This is a genomic window from Bradyrhizobium semiaridum (assembly GCF_020329505.1).
Lineage (GTDB): Bacteria > Pseudomonadota > Alphaproteobacteria > Rhizobiales > Xanthobacteraceae > Bradyrhizobium > Bradyrhizobium semiaridum.
This window is the reverse complement of sequence record NZ_JAGKJJ010000005.1, coordinates 12948-29271: the sequence shown is the minus strand read 5'-3', so window position 1 is coordinate 29271 and position 16324 is coordinate 12948. Positions and strand designations below refer to the sequence as shown.

Below are 16324 nucleotides of genomic sequence, written 5' to 3'. Positions count from 1 at the left end.
TTCCATGACATCCACAACAACCACCGCCGGAATGGCGATCATTATGAGGTCCAACTGATGCGCGCGTCCTATCTGTTCACCAGCGAGTCGGTCTCCGAAGGCCATCCGGACAAGGTCTGCGATCGCATCTCGGACGAAATCGTCGACCTGTTCTACCGGGAAGGGCCGAAGGCCGGCATCGACCCCTGGCAGATCCGCGCCGCCTGCGAGACGCTCGCGACCACCAACAAGGTGGTGATCGCCGGCGAGACGCGCGGCCCGAGCTCGGTGACCAACGAGCAGATCGAGGGCGTGGTGCGCGCCGCGATCAAGGACATCGGCTACGAGCAGGACGGCTTCCACTGGGAGAAGGCCGATATCGAGATCCTGCTGCATCCGCAGTCGGCCGATATCGCGCAGGGCGTCGATGCGCAGCAGCCCGAGAACAAGGAAGAGGGCGCGGGCGACCAGGGCATCATGTTCGGCTACGCCACCAACGAGACGCCCGACCTGATGCCGGCGCCGATCTTCTACGCCCACAAGATCCTGCGCCTGATCTCCGAAGCGCGCCACTCCGGCAAGGAGAAGGTGCTGGGTCCGGACTCCAAGAGCCAGGTCACCGTGCAGTACGAGAACGGCAAGCCGGTCGGCGTTCGCGAGATCGTCGTCTCGCATCAGCATCTGGTCGAGGACATCTCGTCCAAGCAGATTCGCGACATCGTCGAGCCCTATGTGCGCGCGGCGCTGCCGAAGGAATGGATCAACGACAGGACGATCTGGCACATCAACCCGACCGGCAAGTTCTACATCGGCGGTCCCGACGGCGACTCCGGCCTGACCGGCCGCAAGATCATCGTCGACACCTATGGTGGCGCGGCCCCGCATGGCGGCGGCGCGTTCTCCGGCAAGGATCCGACCAAGGTCGACCGCTCCGCGGCCTATGCCGCGCGCTATGTCGCCAAGAACATCGTCGCGGCCGGCCTCGCCGACCGCTGCACGCTGCAGCTGGCCTACGCGATCGGCGTGGCGCGTCCGCTGTCGATCTACATCGACACCCACGGCACCGGTAAGGTGTCGGAGGACGAACTCGAGCGGGCGGCGGCGAAGGCGATGGATCTGACGCCGCGCGGCATCCGCACCCATCTCGACCTCAACCGCCCGATCTACGCGCGCACCTCTGCCTACGGCCATTTCGGCCGCACGCCGGACAACGAGGGCGGCTTCTCCTGGGAGAAGACCGATCTCGTCGAGCCGCTGAAGCGCGCGCTGTAACGCTCTTACCTCGCCCCGCTTGCGGGGAGAGCACAGGCCGCCTTCGGCGGCCGTACTTGAAAACGACGCCGAAGCAAAGCTTCGGCTACCCGCGAAGCGGTGGGTGAGGGGGGCTCTCCGCGAATCTTTGCGCGGATAGAGCCCCTCATCCCAGCCCTCTCCCCGCAAGAGCGGGGCGAGGGAGAGGGCCGCGCCGCAGGGCGTAGGGCCTGCTTCGTTACTGACACGCTGGACTCACACATTAGGAAACCGACATGAACGCCCCCACGAAGCCCGGCTTCACCGACTACATCGTCAAGGACATTTCGCTGGCCGATTTCGGCCGCAAGGAGATCTCGCTGGCCGAGACCGAGATGCCCGGCCTGATGGCGACCCGCGAGGAGTACGGCCCCAAGCAGCCGCTGAAGGGCGCGCGCATCGCCGGCTCGCTGCACATGACGATCCAGACCGCGGTCCTGATCGAGACGCTGGCCGCGCTTGGCGCCGATATCCGCTGGGTCTCCTGCAACATCTATTCGACCCAGGATCACGCGGCAGCTGCGATCGCCGCCGCCGGCATTCCGGTGTTCGCCGTCAAGGGCGAGACGCTGACCGAGTACTGGGACTACACCGCCAAGCTGTTCGACTGGCACGGCGGCGGCACGCCCAATATGATCCTCGATGACGGCGGCGATGCTACCATGCTGGTGCACGCCGGCTACCGCGCCGAGCAGGGCGATGTTGCCTTCCTCGACAAGCCGACATCGGAGGAAGAGGAGATCTTCTACGCGCTGGTGAAGCGGCTCCTGAAGGAGAAGCCGAAGGGCTGGTTCGCCGAGATCGCGAAGAACATCAAGGGTGTCTCGGAAGAGACCACCACCGGCGTGCACCGTCTCTACGAGATGGCAGGCAAGGGCACGCTCTTGTTCCCGGCGATCAACGTCAACGACAGCGTCACCAAGTCGAAGTTCGACAATCTCTATGGCTGCCGCGAGTCGCTGGTCGACGGCATCCGCCGCGGCACCGACGTGATGCTGTCGGGCAAGGTCGCGATGGTCGCCGGCTTCGGCGACGTCGGCAAGGGCTCCGCTGCTTCGCTGCGCCAGGCCGGCTGCCGCGTCATGGTCTCCGAGGTCGATCCGATCTGCGCGCTGCAGGCGGCGATGGAGGGCTATGAGGTCGTGACCATGGAAGATGCCGCGCCGCGCGCCGACATCTTCGTCACCGCCACCGGCAACAAGGACATCATCACCATCGAGCACATGCGCGCGATGAAGGATCGCGCCATCGTCTGCAACATCGGCCACTTCGACAACGAGATCCAGATCGCGGCTCTGCGTAACCTGAAGTGGACCAACATCAAGCCGCAGGTCGACGAGATCGAATTCCCCGACAAGCACCGCATCATCCTGCTGTCGGAAGGGCGCCTGGTGAACCTCGGCAATGCGATGGGCCATCCGTCCTTCGTGATGTCGGCGTCCTTCACCAACCAGACGCTGGCGCAGATCGAGCTGTTCGCCAACAACAAGGACGGCAAGTACGAGAAGAAGGTCTACGTGCTGCCGAAGACGCTGGACGAGAAGGTCGCCCGCCTGCACCTCGCCAAGATCGGCGTCAAGCTGACCGAGCTGCGCAAGGATCAGGCCGACTATATCGGCGTCAAGCCGGAAGGCCCGTACAAGAGCGATCACTACCGCTATTGATCCCTCGCGGTGCGACGAGTTCAGTGAAAGGCCCCGGCATCGCCCGGGGCTTTTTGCTGGGTGATTCCATTCATTCCCACGCGTCGAATGGTTTCGTATACCGGAAGCTCGGCCGTCATTGCGAGGAGCGAAGCGACGAAGCAATCCATCGTGCCGCTCAAACATTGCGTAGCCCGGACGGAGCGCAGCGCAATCCCGGACCGGCGCCGCGACAGGTGAGGGCGGCCCCGGATTTCGCTTCGCTGCATTCGGGCTACGGAACCGTCACCTTCATCCGTATCACTCAGGCGCCTGCACCGTGCCGTGCCCGAGCTGCCGCGAGATCTCGCTCCCGCAGCTGCGCAGCGCTGCCGCGATCGCGCTCTCCCAATCGACGTCGAAGGTGCCTTCGGGTCCCATCGCGGTGATGACCAGCGCGACGTGGCCGGCGTGATCGAACACCGGCGCGGCGAAAGCGTTGACGCCGGGCAGGGGATCGCCGATCGCGCGCGCCAGTCCGCGGCTGCGCACCTCGGCGAGTATCTCCGCGGTCTTGGCGCTCGCCGGCGCGCGCTTCGGATTGTAGCCGACGCCGAGCCGGTCGAGGCCGCTCTCCAGCGCCGTCTTGACCGCATTCGGCGGCATGAAGGCGGCGAAGGCGCGGCCGGTCGCGGTCTCCAGCAGGGCCACCACCGATCCGACGCGCATCGCGATATGCACCGGATGGCTCGGCTCCTCGAGCCGCACCACGGTCGGGCCGTGGGTGCCCCAGACCGACAGCGACACCGCGTGATTGATGCTGTCGGCCAGCGCTGCGATCCGCGGCGTCGCGATCCGCACCGCGGAGAGCCGGCGCAGGCTGATCAGCCCGAGCTCGAGCGCCAGCGCGCCGATCTCGTAGCGGCCTGTCGTCTCGTCCTGCTCGATCAGGCCGATGCGGGAAAAGCTTACCAGATAGGGATGCGCCTTGGCCGGCGGCATGCCGGCCTCGCGCGCCAGGTCGCGCAGCATCATCGGCTCGCCGCTGCGGGCGAGCGCGCGGAGCAACTCCCCGCCGACCTCGATCGATTGTATGCCGCGGCTTTCTTTCGTCATGTCGCCCTGTTGCTGTCCGCGTTCTCGCACTTAGCACGGAAGCCGCATCGACCGCGAGACGTCGACGCGCGGGAGGTCACCCCGCGCCGTCGTCCTGGCGAAGGCCAGGACCCATAACCACCGAATTCGATCGAGGTCCCAGCGTTGCTCAAGGACAAGCGGCTGGGGTAATGGGTCCTGGCGTTCGCCAGGACGACATTGAGTTTGGTGTCGCTCGTGAATCACATTCTCTGGGAATGCCGGGGCTTGATCCGCTCTCCTATCACACCCCCGCGATGTGCTTGCCCGCGATGTAGCCGAAGGTCAGTGCCGGTCCGAGCGTGATGCCGGCGCCGGGATAGTTGCCGCCCATGATGCTCGCCATGTCGTTGCCGGCGGCGTAGAGGCCCTGGATCGGCCGGCCGTCGGCATCGAGCGCGCGGGCGTTGGCGTCGGTCCGGATGCCGGCATAGGTGCCGAGGTCGCCGATCACCATCTTGATGGCGTAGAACGGCCCGTGCTGGATCGGCGCGACGCAGGGGTTGGGCCCGTGCAGCGCATCGCCCTGGTAGCGGTTGTACGCGCGCGAGCCCTTGCCGAAGGCGGGGTCGCGGCCCTCGGCCGCCGACGCGTTGAACTCGGCGACGGTGGCTTCGAACGCGTTCGCATCGATGCCGGTCTGCGCGGCGAGGTCCGCGAGCGTCGTGCCGCGCTTCAGATAGCCGGTCTTCAGATGATGGCCGAGCGGCATCGGGCGTGGTGGCACGCAGCCGAGGCCGTAATTGCGCAGCGTCCGGTGATCGCAGACGAGATACGCTGCGATCTCCTCGCCAGGCTTCGCCGCCTTGACCATCGCCTGGACGAAGTCGTGGTAGGAATTGCCCTCATTGGCAAAGCGCTTGCCGTCAGCCATCACCGCGATCACGCCGGGCTTGGCGCGGTCGATGAAGTGCGGCATCACGCCCTTCGAGCCGTCCTTACGCGTCGTCACCGAGACCGGCACCCAGGCCGCCGCGTTCGGCAGCGAATCCTCGACGCGGCCGCCGGCGGATTCTGCAAGCCGCAAGCCGTCGCCGGTGTTGCCGACCGGTCCCGGCGAGTAATGCTCCTTGCCGGTCGGCGCGTGCGGGAACATCTTTTGTCGTCGTGCGACGTCGTGCGGAAAGCCGCCGCAGGCGAGCACGACGCCGCGCTTCGCGATCACGCGGATGGTGCGGCCCTCGCGTACGACCACCGCGCCGCGCACCGCGCCGTTGTCGACGATCAACTCGCGCACCGGCGAGGACAGCCAGAGCGGGATCTTGAGGTCGAAGGCGGATTTCGCCAGCCGGCCGGCCAATGCATTGCCGTTGGTCAGCGTCATGCCGCGGCCGTTGCGCGCCACGTCCATGGCGTGCCGCGACAGCCGCTTGGCGACGTAGATCGCCGATGGCAGCGACTTTGTCGCCCGCATGAAATGGATGATCTCCTTGCCGGAGCCGAGCATCATGCCGAACACGGTGAGCTCGGGCAGCGGGCTGCCGAGATCCTTGATGGCCTCACCCAGCTCGTGGCCGTCGAACGGCCGCGTCACCATCGAGCGGCCGCCCTGCGCGCCGCCGGGCGCCTCGGCGTGATAGTCCGGGAAGGTCAGCGGCATGTCGAAGCGCACCGCAGTCTTCGTCGTGAAGAAGTCGACCGCCTTCGGCCCCTCGGTCAGGAACGCATCGACCCGCGCGGCATCGAAGCTGTTGCCGGCCTCATGGCGCAGATAGGTCTTGGCCTGATCGGGGCTCTCCTCGATGCCCCACGCCTTCGCCAGCGAGGTGCCGGGAATCCACAGCCAGCCGCCGGAGCGGGCAGTGGTGCCGCCGAATTTCGCCTCCTTCTCGACTACCAGCACCTTCAGGCCATGATGGCCGGCGGTGACGGCCGCCGACAGCCCGGCACAGCCGGAGCCGACGACCAGCGCGTCGCATTGATAGATTTCCTGAGTTTCCTCGCTGGCCACGCGGTCGATCCTAGTGCTTCAGCAGCGGGCATTTCGACTCGGAGACCGGACGGAAGGCGTCCTCGCCCTTCACGGTCTTGACGATATCGAGATAGTCCCACGGCTCCTTGGATTCCGACGGCTTCTTCACCCTGGCAAGATACATGTCGCGGATGACGCGGCCATCCTCGCGCAATTTGCCGCCGTGCACAAAAGTGTCCTCGATCGGCAGCTCGCGCATCTTGGCCATCACCGCTTTCGGATCGTCGCTGCCGGCCGCCTTGATCGCCTTGAGATAATGCAGCACCGAGCCGTAGACGCCGGTGTGGATCATGGTCGGCATCACATTGGCGCGGGCGAAGAATTTTTTCGACCAGGCGCGCGTCTTGTCGTCCATGTTCCAGTAGGATGCCGTCGTCATGTAAGTGCCCTGCGCGGCGTTGAGGCCGATGGCGTGCACGTCAGTGTCGAACATCAACAGGCCGACCAGCTTCTGGCCGCCCTGCACGAGGCCGAATTCGCCGGACTGCTTGATCGCGTTGTCGGTGTCCTGGCCGGCATTGGCGAACGCCACCACGTCGGCCTTCGAGCTCTGCGCCTGCAGCGCGAAGGAGGAGAAGTCGGCGGTGTTGGTCGGATGGCGGACGCCGCCGAGCACCTTGCCGCCCATCTCGTTGATGAAGCGCGTGGCGTCCTTCTCGAGCTGCTGGCCGAAAGCATAATCCGCGGTGACGAAAAACCAGGATTTGCCGCCTTGCTGGATCACCGCGGATGCCGTCACCTTCGACAGCGCGTAGGTGTCGTAGGCGAAATGCACCGTGTTGGGGCTGCATAGCTCGTCCGTCAGCGAGCTCGCACCGGGGCCGGAGAGGAGGGCGATCTTGTTGCGCTCGCGCACCATGTTGTGCACGGCGATCGCGATGCCGGAGTTCGGGATATCGACTACCGCGTCGACCTTGCTGTTGTCGAACCAGCCGCGCACGATCTGCACGCCGACGTCGGTCTTCATCTGATGGTCGGCGGAGACGATCTCGATCGGCTTGCCGAGCACGGTCGGGCCGAATTCCTCGACCGCCATCCTGGCCGCCTCGACCGAACCCGGGCCGGAATTGTCGCGGCCCCAGCTCGACAGGTCGGTCAGCACGCCGATACGCACGACGTCATCGGACACCTGCGCATGTGCGGCCGATGCTATGGCCGCGAGTAGGGCGGCTGCCACAACGTGTCTCATCATTCCTCCTCTTGATTGTCCGCGTTCTCGGGCGGCGGCTCATGGCTTGATTAGTAATTGTATAATCAATTTGTCAATGGCTAATAATCCGGCCTGTCACAAGACCGTTGATCGAATGGGGCAAGCCTTCCCATTCGGTGAGCGGACGCTTACAAAGCATTTTTCGATGGCGCCTCGGCAGGGGCTTCCGGCGTCCGGTGCGGAGCCCTGTGACGGCGCCAAGCAAGACACGAACAAGGGGAATTTTCGCGGACGACACTTCCTCCGCCCATGCTGAGCCACCTATTTGGGAAGCTCGTGCAGGACGGCGCCTGGAGGGCGTCGAGGGGACGCGATCATAGACGGACCATGTTGAGACAGCTCTTTGCGCCGCAGCTCGTGATTCTCTACGTGCTGGTGGCTTCCACGCTCTACGTCCACTTCCGCGGCAAGCAGCGTCTGCGCTTCGCCCGCCAGCTCGGCGATCACTCCACCTACCTCGCGCCCTACAACGTGCTGATGTATGCGGGCTCGGCGGTAGCAAACACGCCGGTGATCCCGGTCGAGCAGTTTCCCGAACTGAAGAAGCTCTCCGACAATTGGGAGACGATCCGCGACGAGGCCACCCGCCTGTTCGACGAGGGCTTCATCCGCGCCGCGGCGAAGAACAACGACTGGGGCTTCTATTCCTTCTTCAAGAGCGGCTGGAAGCGCTTCTATCTGAAATGGTACGACGACTTTCTGCCGTCGGCGCGCGCGCTGTGCCCGAAGACCGTCGAGCTGTTGAACTCGATCCCGTACGTGCACGGCGCGATGTTCGCGATGCTGCCGCCGGGCGGCAAGCTCGGCGCGCACCGCGATCCGTTTGCCGGCTCGCTGCGCTATCACCTCGGTCTGGTGACACCGAATTCGAACGAGTGCCGGATCCTGGTCGACGGCGTCGAATGCGTCTGGCGCGACGGCGAGGCCTTCATGTTCGACGAGACCTTCATCCACAGCGCCGAGAACAAGACCGACGTCAATCGCATCATCCTGTTCTGCGACGTCGAGCGGCCGATGAAGTACGGCTTCATGACCAGGATGAACCGCTGGGTCAGCCACAACATCGTCAAGGCCTCGGCGACCCAGAACGTCGACGGCGAACACGTCGGCGCACTCAACAAGGTGTTCGGCAAGCTCTATGAGGTCCACCTCTTAAGCCGCAAGGTCAAGGAGTGGAACCGCAACGTGTACTACACGCTGAAATACTCGCTCACCGCGCTGATCCTCGGCCTGATTGTGATGTCGGCGCTGCGGTGAGCATGCGCCGGATGGTCAATCCGTCCGGTTTCAGGCCGCCTGCACCACAGGCTTGATCTTGCTGAGCTCGTTTCCAAGCGAGGCTTCCGCGGTGCGAACGTCATAGGCGGTCTGCAAGTTCAGCCAGAGCTGAGCAGACGTGTTCAGCGCCTTGGCCAGGCGGAGCGCGGTATCTGCCGTGATGGCAGTCTCCTCATTCGCGATCCGCTCGATCCTGGTCCGCGGAACGCCGCAAACCTTGGCGAGCGCGCCGGCGGACAGCGCCAGCGGAACGAGGAATTCTTCCCGGAGCACTTCGCCAGGGTGCATGGGAGGCAGTTTCTTGGCCATGTGCGATCCTTTCTGCGATCCGGGCAATGGTCCCTCGGCGTGGCTAGGAATGATAGTCGGTGAGCTCCACGTCGTCTGGACCGTCGGCGGTCCAGACGAAGCAGATGCGAAACTGCTCGTTCACGCGGATCGAATGCTGGCCCTTGCGGTCGCCCTTGAGAGCTTCCAATTGATTGCCGGGCGGAGATCGCAGGTCCTGCAACGTCACTGCCGCGTGGAGATACTGGAGCTTTCGGCGGGCGACCTTGATCGTCGGGAGAGCCCTTTTGAGCTTCGCCTTTGAAGGCTGCCTGGGTCCTCGCATCCTTGAAGCTCCTGATCACGATGCTCTATGTATCATACTGTGATACAAAAGGCACGAATCTGTATCGCAGTATGATACAGACCCCCCAAATCTGATCCGGCGATGGGAAGGTCGGCGCCGCGATCGCCCGGGGCAGGCTGCTCCGCTCTTCGCAGCGGCGCTGATCATGCCTTGCGGGCGGACATCACGCATCTTTGGCTGGCCCTGATGCCGAAGGTGAGGTTGTCTCCGATTCGTTGCGCGGAGCTGGTATAACACCGCGCCGGTACTTGCTTTGAGGGGACTCTGTCATGTCCGAGACGTCTTTCGCCACAACCGCGCTGAGCGGGTACGAGTTGCTGGCCGATCCGCAGCTCAACAAGGGGACGGCGTTCTCCGAGGCCGAGCGCGAGGCGTTCGACCTGCACGGGCTGCTGCCGCCGAACGTCGCGACGCTCGACGAGCAGGTGTCGCGCCGCCTGCAGGCGCTGCGCGGTTTCGAGAGTGACCTCGAGCGCTACGCCTTCCTGCGCGAGTTGCAGGACACCAACGAGACGCTGTTCTACGCGCTGCTGGTCGAGAACCTCGAGGAGCTGCTGCCGATCGTCTACACGCCGACCGTCGGCGCCGGCTGCCAGCAGTTCAGCCGGCTGTTCCGCAAGCCGCGCGGGCTGTTCCTCAGCATCCCGCACCAGCACCGGATCGACCGCATCCTGGCGCAGCCGCGCTTCGACAAGGTCGAGGCGATCGTCGTCACCGATGGCGAGCGCATCCTCGGCCTCGGCGACCAGGGCGCCGGCGGCATGGGCATCCCGATCGGAAAGCTCTCGCTCTATACCGGCTGCGGCGGGCTGCATCCGGCGACGACGCTGCCGATCCTGCTCGATGTCGGCACAGACAATCCGGATTGCCTCGCCGACCCGCTCTATATCGGCTGGCGCAACGAGCGCGTCCGCGGCCAGCAATATGACGACTTCATCGAGGCCTTCATCGCGGCAGTGGTGAAGCGCTGGCCGCGCGTGCTGCTGCAGTGGGAGGACTTTGCCAAGAACAACGCGACGCGCATGCTGGAGCGCTATCGCGACCGGCTCTGCACCTTCAACGACGACGTCCAGGGTACCGCCGCCGTCGCGACCGGCACCTTGCTGTCGGCGATCAACGTCACCGGCGTGTCGCTCACCGAGCAGCGCGTCGCAGTGCTTGGCGCCGGCTCGGCCGGCTGCGGCATCGCCGGCCTGATCCGCGCCGCGATGCGCGACGCCGGCCTGTCCGAAAGCGAGGCGGCGACGCGCTTCTTCATGGTCGACCGCGACGGGCTGCTGCTCGACGGCATGAGCGGGCTGGCGCCGTTTCAGCTGCCGTTCCTGCAGAACAAGCAGGCGGTCGCCGGCTGGCAACTCACCCATCCCGACAAGATCGGGCTGCTCGACGTCGTGCGCAACGCGCGCCCGACCGTGCTGATCGGCGTCTCCGGCCAGGCCGGCGCGTTCTCCGAGCCGGTGGTTCGCGCGATGGCCGAATGCAACAAGCGGCCGGTGATCTTTCCGTTGTCCAATCCGACCTCGCGCGCGGAGGCGACACCGGTCGACATCGAGGCCTGGACCGAAGGGCGGGCGCTGATCGGCGTTGGCAGCCCGTTCCCGCCGATCATGCGCGACGGGGCCCGCTTCAAGATCGACCAGACCAACAACTCCTACATCTTCCCCGGTGTCGGCCTCGGCGCCCTCGCGGTTGGCGCCCGCCGCGTCAGCGACGGGATGTTCATGGCCGCGGCCAAGGCGCTCGCCAGCGTCTCGCCGGCCCGCAACAATCCGAAGCACAATCTGTTGCCGCCGGTCAGCGCGCTGCGCGACGTCGCGGTGACCGTCGCGCTCGCGGTGGCGCTGCAGGCGCACAAGGAGGGCCTCGTCGGCGACGTGCCGATCGACCAGATCGAGGCCCGCATCTACGCCAAGATGTGGGCGCCACGCTACGTGCCGTACAAGCGGGCGGGCGCAGCCTCCTGATGGACGAAACAGCAACGTAAAAGCCCCGGACGCCAGGTCCGGGGCTTTGCAATCGCCGTGAATTTGCGGTGAGCTTACTCCGGCTTGCCGATCGACACCTTCAGCTTGCCGACACCGTCGACGCCGCATTCGATGACGTCACCAGGCTGCAGCTGCGAGACGCCGGCCGGGGTGCCGGTCATGATGATGTCGCCGGCGGCAAGCTTCACCTGCTGCGAGAGCTGCCAGATGATCTCCGGCACGTTCCAGATCAGTTCGGTGAGGTCGCCCTTCTGGGTTTCCTTGCCGTTGACGGTGAGCCAGATCTTGCCGGCGGTCGGATGGCCGATCTTGGCGGCCGGCTGGATCGCCGAGCACGGCGCCGAATAGTCGAACGACTTGCCGATCTCCCAGGGACGCTCCTTTTTGCGCGAGGCGATCTGCAGGTCGCGGCGGGTCAGGTCGATGCCGACGGCGTAGCCGTAGACGTGATCGAGCGCCTTGTCGGCCGGGATGTTCAGCCCGCCGCTCTTCATCGCGACCACGAGTTCGACCTCGTGATGCAGATCCTTGGTCAGCGGCGGATAGGGGATGGTGGCGCCGTCTGCTACCAGCATGTCGGCATGCTTGGCGAAGAAGAACGGCGGCGCCCGCTCGTCATTGCCCATCTCCCTGATATGCTCGAGATAGTTGCGCCCGACGCACCAGATGCGGCGCACCGGATAGACGCCGGCCTCTCCGACGACGGGGAGCGAGGCTTGCTGCGGAAGCGGAATGACAGTGGAGGCGGCGTTCATGGACGGGTCTCGGTGGGTTGAAGGAGAAAGAGCGCCCCGTATTTACGCGGTTGCGGCCTTTGCGGCTAGGGGCTGCGGCCCTGCCCGGCGCAGATGTGGGGCCAGCTTTCCGCTGGTTACAGCGGGCAGCGGCTGGCCGGGGAGGTCCTGGCGGTGAGGAAACGGCTTTTGATCGGCCTCGCCGTCGTCGCCGCCGTCATCGTCGGCGGTGGCGCCACGGTTTTCGCTATCATGCCGGAGCGTATCGACCGGGCGCAGAACAGGGTCCAGCGGGTCGCGCTGGATATTACGCCTGCGGCGCGGGCGTTGCAGGCGACGCTCGACGTCGCCGACATGCATGCCGACAGCTTGGCCTGGAAGCGCGATCTGCTGGCCCGCGCCGATCACGGCCATGTCGACCTGCCGAGGCTGATCGCGGGACATTACGCGCTCCAGGTGTTCGCATCCTTCACCAAATCGCCGAAGGGGCAGAACTACGACTCGAACCCATCAGATACCGACACCATCACCAACCTCGCCATCATCGATCTGCAGCCGCCGCGAACCTGGTTCTCGCTGCTGCAACGCTCGCTGTGGCATGCCGAGAAATTGCGGAATTTTGCCGATGCGTCGGGTGGGCAACTGCGTCTGATCGCGACATCCACGGACATCGATCGACTGCTCGCCGATCGGAAAGGCGGCGCAGCGGTGGTCGGCGGCATGCTCTCGGTCGAGGGCCTGCACGACCTCGAGGGCAATATAGACAATCTCGATGTGCTGTACGCGGCCGGGTTCAGAATGGCGGGCCTGACGCATTTCTTCGACAACGACATCGCCGGCTCGCTGCACGGCATTGCGAAGGGCGGGCTGACGCCGCTCGGCCGCAAGGTGGTGCAGCGGATGGAGAGGATCGGCATGGTCGTCGACATCGCCCATGCCAGCCATGCCGCGGTCGCCGACGTGCTGGCGATGGCAACGCGCCCGGTGGTCTCCAGTCACGGCGGCGTGCAGGCGACCTGCAAGGTCAACCGCAACCTCACCGACGACGAGATCAAGGGCGTGGCGCGCACCGGCGGTGTGATCGGAATCGGTTTCTGGCAGGGCGCGGTCTGCTCGCTCGATCCGAAGAATGTCGCGCGGGCCATCGCTCATGTCCGCGATCTCGTCGGCATCGATTACGTCGGCCTCGGCTCAGATTTCGACGGCTCGACCACCACCGGCTTCGATGCCGGTGAGGTCGTCGCCGTGACCCAGGCGCTGATGCAAAGCGGATTCTCCGAGGACGACATCCGCAAGGTGATGGGCGGCAACGTCCTGCGCGTGCTGCGCGCGGGGCTGATGCCGAAGGGATGAGACTCTAGAGATCGGATTAAGCTGGAGCAGCATCGTAGCTTCACCTCTCCCTTGGGAGAGGTCGGCGCGTAGCGCCGGGTGAGGGGTTACGGCCTCTCGCGAGTGCTGCGGCCCCTCACCCGATTTGCTGGCGCAAATCGACCTCTCCCCGTCGGGGAGAGGTGGACCGAGCCAACGGCGAAACCGAATTCAATCTAACTTCATCACGCTCAGGCGGTGGCGCTGATCGGCGCCAGCGGCGAGACGTCGTGGTGATGCTGCAGGCGGAAGAACGAGGCGTAGCGGCCGCCGCGGCGGAGCAGGTCCTCGTGCCGGCCGCGCTCGACGATGGTGCCGGCCTCGACGACCAAGATCGCGTCGGCATGCATGATGGTGTGCAGGCGGTGCGCGATCACGATCGTGGTGCGGCCCTGGCACAGATGCTCGATCGCCTCCTGCACCTGCTTCTCCGATTCGGAGTCGAGCGCGGCGGTGGCCTCGTCGAGCAGGATGATCGGCGCGTTCTTGATCAGCGCGCGCGCCACCGCAATGCGCTGGCGCTGGCCGCCGGAGAGCTGGGTGCCGTGTTCGCCGACCGGCGTGTCGTAGCCGAGCGGGAAACTCATGATGAAATCATGCGCGCAGGCCGCCTTGGCGGCGTCGATGATCTCGGCCTCGCTGGCGCCTGGCCGGCCGAAGGCGATGTTGCTCCGGATGGTGTCGCGGAACAGATAGACGTCCTGGCCGACATAGGCGGTTTGCTGCCGCAGCGATTTTCGCGACACCTGCGAGATCGACTGGCCGTCGATCAGGATCGAGCCCATCGTCGTCTCGTAGAAGCGCAGCAGCAAAGCCAGCACCGTCGACTTGCCGCCGCCGGAGGGGCCGACCAGCGCGGTCACCTTGCCCGGTTCGGCCATGAAGCTCATGCGGTCGAGCACGGGTTCGCCCGCGCGATAGGCGAAGCTGACGTCGCGCAGCTCGATCCGCGCGTCGGAGAGTTGCAGCGCCGGCTTGTCGTCGTCGGACTGCTCGCTGGCTGGGCTGTCGACCACTTCGAGCAGCATCCGCGCGCCGACCAGCTGGCTGTTGAGATCGATGTTGAGCCGCGCCAGCCGCTTGGCAGGTTCCGTCGCCATCAGGAACGCGGTCAGGAACGAGAAGAACTGCCCCGGGGTGGCGCCGAGCGCGACCACGCTGTAGCCGCCATAGAGCAGGCAGCCGGCGACCGCGAAGCCGCCCAGCATCTCCATCAGCGGGTTGGAGCGGTTGGCGATCCGCGCCATCTTGTTGGCGTTGTTCTCGACGGTTGCGATGTTGGCGTCGATCCGCTGCTGCATCGTGCCTTCGAGCGTGAACGCCTTCACGGTGCGGATGCCCTGCAGCGATTCCTGCATGGTCTCGAGGATGTCGGCGGTGCCGGTGAACTGGTTGTAGGCGAGACCCTTGATGCGCTTCACCAGCTTGCGCAGCACCAGCATCGCCGGCGGCACCGCAACGAGGCCGATGAACGACATCAGCGGATCCTGCCACACCATCACCGCGACCATGCTGATCAGCATCAGGAAGTCGCGGCCGATCGCGTTGACCAGCATGTTGAGCACGTCGGTGATCGACTTGGCGCCGGCGGTGAGCCGCGCTAGGAATTCCGACGAATGCCGTTCCGAGAAGAAGCCGATGCTCTCGCTCATCAGCTTGGCGAACAACTGGCGCTGGTTGTTGGCGAGGATGGCGTTGGAGATCTTGTTGAGGATCACCATGTGGCCGTAGGTCGCCACGCCCTTGATGAACAGCAACACGCAGGTGACGCCGGCGAACATCGCGATGCCCGGGATGTTCTTGTCGACATAGGCCTGGTTGATCACCTGGCCGAGCACATAGGTCGCACCGGCGGTAGCGCCGGCGGCGAGCGCCATCAGGCCGAACGCCATCAGGTACCGCCGCCAGTAGATGATCCCCTGTTCCATGACCAGGCGGCGAATCAGGATCGCCGCGCCATAGGGATCGTCGGTAATTTTCTTTGGAAACTGGGCCATCCGCGTTCCATTGACGGCGGGCCGCGCCGGCCGTCAGGGTTGCGAAGACTCCTTGCCCGCTTGTTGCTGCTTTTTCAAGCCCAATAAAGGCTTGATCTTTAGGCCGATTCTGCCTGTCGCGGGAGGCCGCCGCGCTCCCTGAACAGCTTCTCCTCCCAGGAGAGCGCATGGGCCGCGATGGTCTCAATATTGTCGTAGCGCGGCGTCCAGTCGAGCGTCGCGCGGATGCGGCTGGTGTCGGCGACCATCGCCGTGATGTCGCCGGGCCGGCGCGCCGCGTAGGCGACGGCGAAATTGCGCATCGAGACGCGGCGCACCGCCTCGATCGTCTCGAGCACCGAATAGCCGCGGCCATAGCCGCAGTTCAGCGTCGCCGACTGGCCGCCGCCGCGCAGATAGGACAGCGCCGCGCGATGCGCCTCGACGAGGTCGCTAACATGGATGAAGTCCCGGATGCAGCTGCCGTCCGGCGTCGGATAGTCGGTGCCGAACACGTCGATCTTGGCGCGCTGGCCGGTCGCGGCCTCGACCGCGATCTTGAGCAGATGCGTGGCGCCGACGGTGGCAAGGCCGCAGCGGCCATGCGGATCGGCGCCGGCGACGTTGAAGTAGCGCAGCACGACGTAGCCCATGCCGTGCGCCGAGGCAACGTCATGCAGCATGATCTCGGTCATCAGCTTCGACGAACCGTAGGGCGACAGCGGACGGGTCGGCGCGATCTCCGGCACCGGCACCTGTTCCGGATTGCCGTAGACCGCCGCGGTCGAGGAGAAGATGAAACGGCTGACGCCGCCCTTCACCGCCGCGTTGAGCAGGCTGCGCGTCGTCATGGTGTTGTTGCGGTAGTAGCCGAGCGGATCGCGCATCGAGTCCGGCACCACGATCGAGCCGGCGAAATGGATGATGCAGTCGATCTGGTGCTGGGCGATCACGCCTTCGACGAGGTTCTCGTCGCCAGCATCGCCGATGAACAGCGGAACAGTTTCGGGCAGGAACGCGGAGAAACCGGTGGAGAGATTGTCGACCACGACGACGCTCTCGCCGGCATCGACCAGCGCGTGCACCATGTGACTTCCGATATAGCCGGCACCGCCGGTCACGAGCACGGTCATCGAACA

At 65.4% G+C, this 16324-nt stretch carries 13 protein-coding genes; 5 read left to right on the top strand and 8 right to left on the bottom strand.

Translation table 11 applies throughout. The features are described from left to right. Nucleotides 1-57 precede the first annotated feature (57 nt). Together metK and ahcY are read left to right on the top strand one after the other, a co-directional pair. Nucleotides 58-1251 carry a methionine adenosyltransferase gene (gene metK, locus J6500_RS07700; RefSeq protein WP_225712086.1) on the top strand — a complete coding sequence of 398 codons (1194 nt, stop codon included), beginning with the start codon at nt 58-60 and terminating at the stop codon, nt 1249-1251. A gap of 254 nt (nt 1252-1505) precedes the next feature. After that, nucleotides 1506-2933, top strand: coding sequence for an adenosylhomocysteinase (ahcY, locus tag J6500_RS07695; protein WP_225712085.1), 1428 nt, complete (start codon nt 1506-1508; stop codon nt 2931-2933). Nucleotides 2934-3212: 279 nt separating this feature from the next. Here the strand turns inward: ahcY and J6500_RS07690 are convergent, their stop codons facing one another. The 3 genes from J6500_RS07690 to J6500_RS07680 all read right to left on the bottom strand — a co-directional run bounded on the left by J6500_RS07690 (nt 3213) and on the right by J6500_RS07680 (nt 7189). After that, complete coding sequence (locus J6500_RS07690) at nt 3213-4007, bottom strand: IclR family transcriptional regulator (protein ID WP_225712084.1); 795 nt, start codon at nt 4005-4007, stop codon at nt 3213-3215. Nucleotides 4008-4269: 262 nt separating this feature from the next. After that, on the bottom strand, nt 4270-5976 hold the full coding sequence (locus J6500_RS07685; RefSeq protein WP_225712083.1) for an FAD-dependent oxidoreductase: 1707 nt from the start codon (nt 5974-5976) through the stop codon (nt 4270-4272). Nucleotides 5977-5986: 10 nt separating this feature from the next. Then, a complete protein-coding gene (locus J6500_RS07680; RefSeq protein WP_225712082.1) occupies nt 5987-7189 on the bottom strand; it encodes an ABC transporter substrate-binding protein in 1203 nt (400 codons plus the stop codon). Nucleotides 7190-7534: 345 nt separating this feature from the next. On the opposite strand from J6500_RS07680, the gene J6500_RS07675 reads away from it, so the two are divergent. After that, complete coding sequence (locus tag J6500_RS07675) at nt 7535-8464, top strand: aspartyl/asparaginyl beta-hydroxylase domain-containing protein (protein ID WP_225712081.1); 930 nt, start codon at nt 7535-7537, stop codon at nt 8462-8464. Between the two features lie 30 nt (nt 8465-8494). On the opposite strand, the gene J6500_RS07670 is transcribed toward J6500_RS07675, so the two are convergent. Both J6500_RS07670 and J6500_RS07665 read right to left on the bottom strand, forming a co-directional pair. Next, nucleotides 8495-8794, bottom strand: coding sequence for a HigA family addiction module antitoxin (locus tag J6500_RS07670; RefSeq protein ID WP_225712080.1), 300 nt, complete (start codon nt 8792-8794; stop codon nt 8495-8497). Between the two features lie 43 nt (nt 8795-8837). Further along, the gene (locus tag J6500_RS07665; protein ID WP_312018202.1) at nt 8838-9098 is read right to left on the bottom strand and encodes a type II toxin-antitoxin system RelE/ParE family toxin; all 261 of its coding nucleotides are present in this window, start codon (nt 9096-9098) and stop codon (nt 8838-8840) included. A gap of 290 nt (nt 9099-9388) precedes the next feature. Between J6500_RS07665 and J6500_RS07660 the strand changes: the two genes are divergently transcribed. Then, nucleotides 9389-11083, top strand: coding sequence for an NAD-dependent malic enzyme (locus J6500_RS07660; protein WP_225712079.1), 1695 nt, complete (start codon nt 9389-9391; stop codon nt 11081-11083). Between the two features lie 74 nt (nt 11084-11157). Here the strand turns inward: J6500_RS07660 and J6500_RS07655 are convergent, their stop codons facing one another. Beyond that, entirely contained in the window at nt 11158-11859 is a 702-nt protein-coding gene (locus J6500_RS07655; protein WP_225712078.1) for a fumarylacetoacetate hydrolase family protein, read from the bottom strand. Between the two features lie 153 nt (nt 11860-12012). Here J6500_RS07655 and J6500_RS07650 point away from each other — a divergent pair, with 153 nt between their 5' ends. After that, nucleotides 12013-13191, top strand: coding sequence for a dipeptidase (locus tag J6500_RS07650; protein WP_225712077.1), 1179 nt, complete (start codon nt 12013-12015; stop codon nt 13189-13191). A gap of 209 nt (nt 13192-13400) precedes the next feature. On the opposite strand, the gene J6500_RS07645 is transcribed toward J6500_RS07650, so the two are convergent. Then, nucleotides 13401-15206: an ABC transporter ATP-binding protein gene (locus J6500_RS07645; protein ID WP_225712076.1), complete on the bottom strand. Its 1806-nt coding sequence runs from the start codon at nt 15204-15206 to the stop codon at nt 13401-13403. Between the two features lie 98 nt (nt 15207-15304). Beyond that, a complete protein-coding gene (galE, locus tag J6500_RS07640; RefSeq protein WP_225712075.1) occupies nt 15305-16318 on the bottom strand; it encodes a UDP-glucose 4-epimerase GalE in 1014 nt (337 codons plus the stop codon). Nucleotides 16319-16324: the final 6 nt, after the last annotated feature.

What these genes read in the sequence shown, in the direction of transcription:
- metK (WP_225712086.1), top strand. Translation starts at nt 58, where the DNA reads ATGCGCGCGTCCTATCTGTTCACCAGCGAGTCGGTCTCCGAAGGCCAT.
- ahcY (WP_225712085.1), top strand. Translation starts at nt 1,506, where the DNA reads ATGAACGCCCCCACGAAGCCCGGCTTCACCGACTACATCGTCAAGGAC.
- J6500_RS07690 (WP_225712084.1), bottom strand. Translation starts at nt 4,007, where the DNA reads ATGACGAAAGAAAGCCGCGGCATACAATCGATCGAGGTCGGCGGGGAG.
- J6500_RS07680 (WP_225712082.1), bottom strand. Translation starts at nt 7,189, where the DNA reads ATGATGAGACACGTTGTGGCAGCCGCCCTACTCGCGGCCATAGCATCG.
- J6500_RS07675 (WP_225712081.1), top strand. Translation starts at nt 7,535, where the DNA reads ATGTTGAGACAGCTCTTTGCGCCGCAGCTCGTGATTCTCTACGTGCTG.
- J6500_RS07670 (WP_225712080.1), bottom strand. Translation starts at nt 8,794, where the DNA reads ATGGCCAAGAAACTGCCTCCCATGCACCCTGGCGAAGTGCTCCGGGAA.
- J6500_RS07665 (WP_312018202.1), bottom strand. Translation starts at nt 9,098, where the DNA reads ATGCGAGGACCCAGGCAGCCTTCAAAGGCGAAGCTCAAAAGGGCTCTC.
- J6500_RS07660 (WP_225712079.1), top strand. Translation starts at nt 9,389, where the DNA reads ATGTCCGAGACGTCTTTCGCCACAACCGCGCTGAGCGGGTACGAGTTG.
- J6500_RS07655 (WP_225712078.1), bottom strand. Translation starts at nt 11,859, where the DNA reads ATGAACGCCGCCTCCACTGTCATTCCGCTTCCGCAGCAAGCCTCGCTC.
- J6500_RS07645 (WP_225712076.1), bottom strand. Translation starts at nt 15,206, where the DNA reads ATGGCCCAGTTTCCAAAGAAAATTACCGACGATCCCTATGGCGCGGCG.
- galE (WP_225712075.1), bottom strand. Translation starts at nt 16,318, where the DNA reads ATGACCGTGCTCGTGACCGGCGGTGCCGGCTATATCGGAAGTCACATG.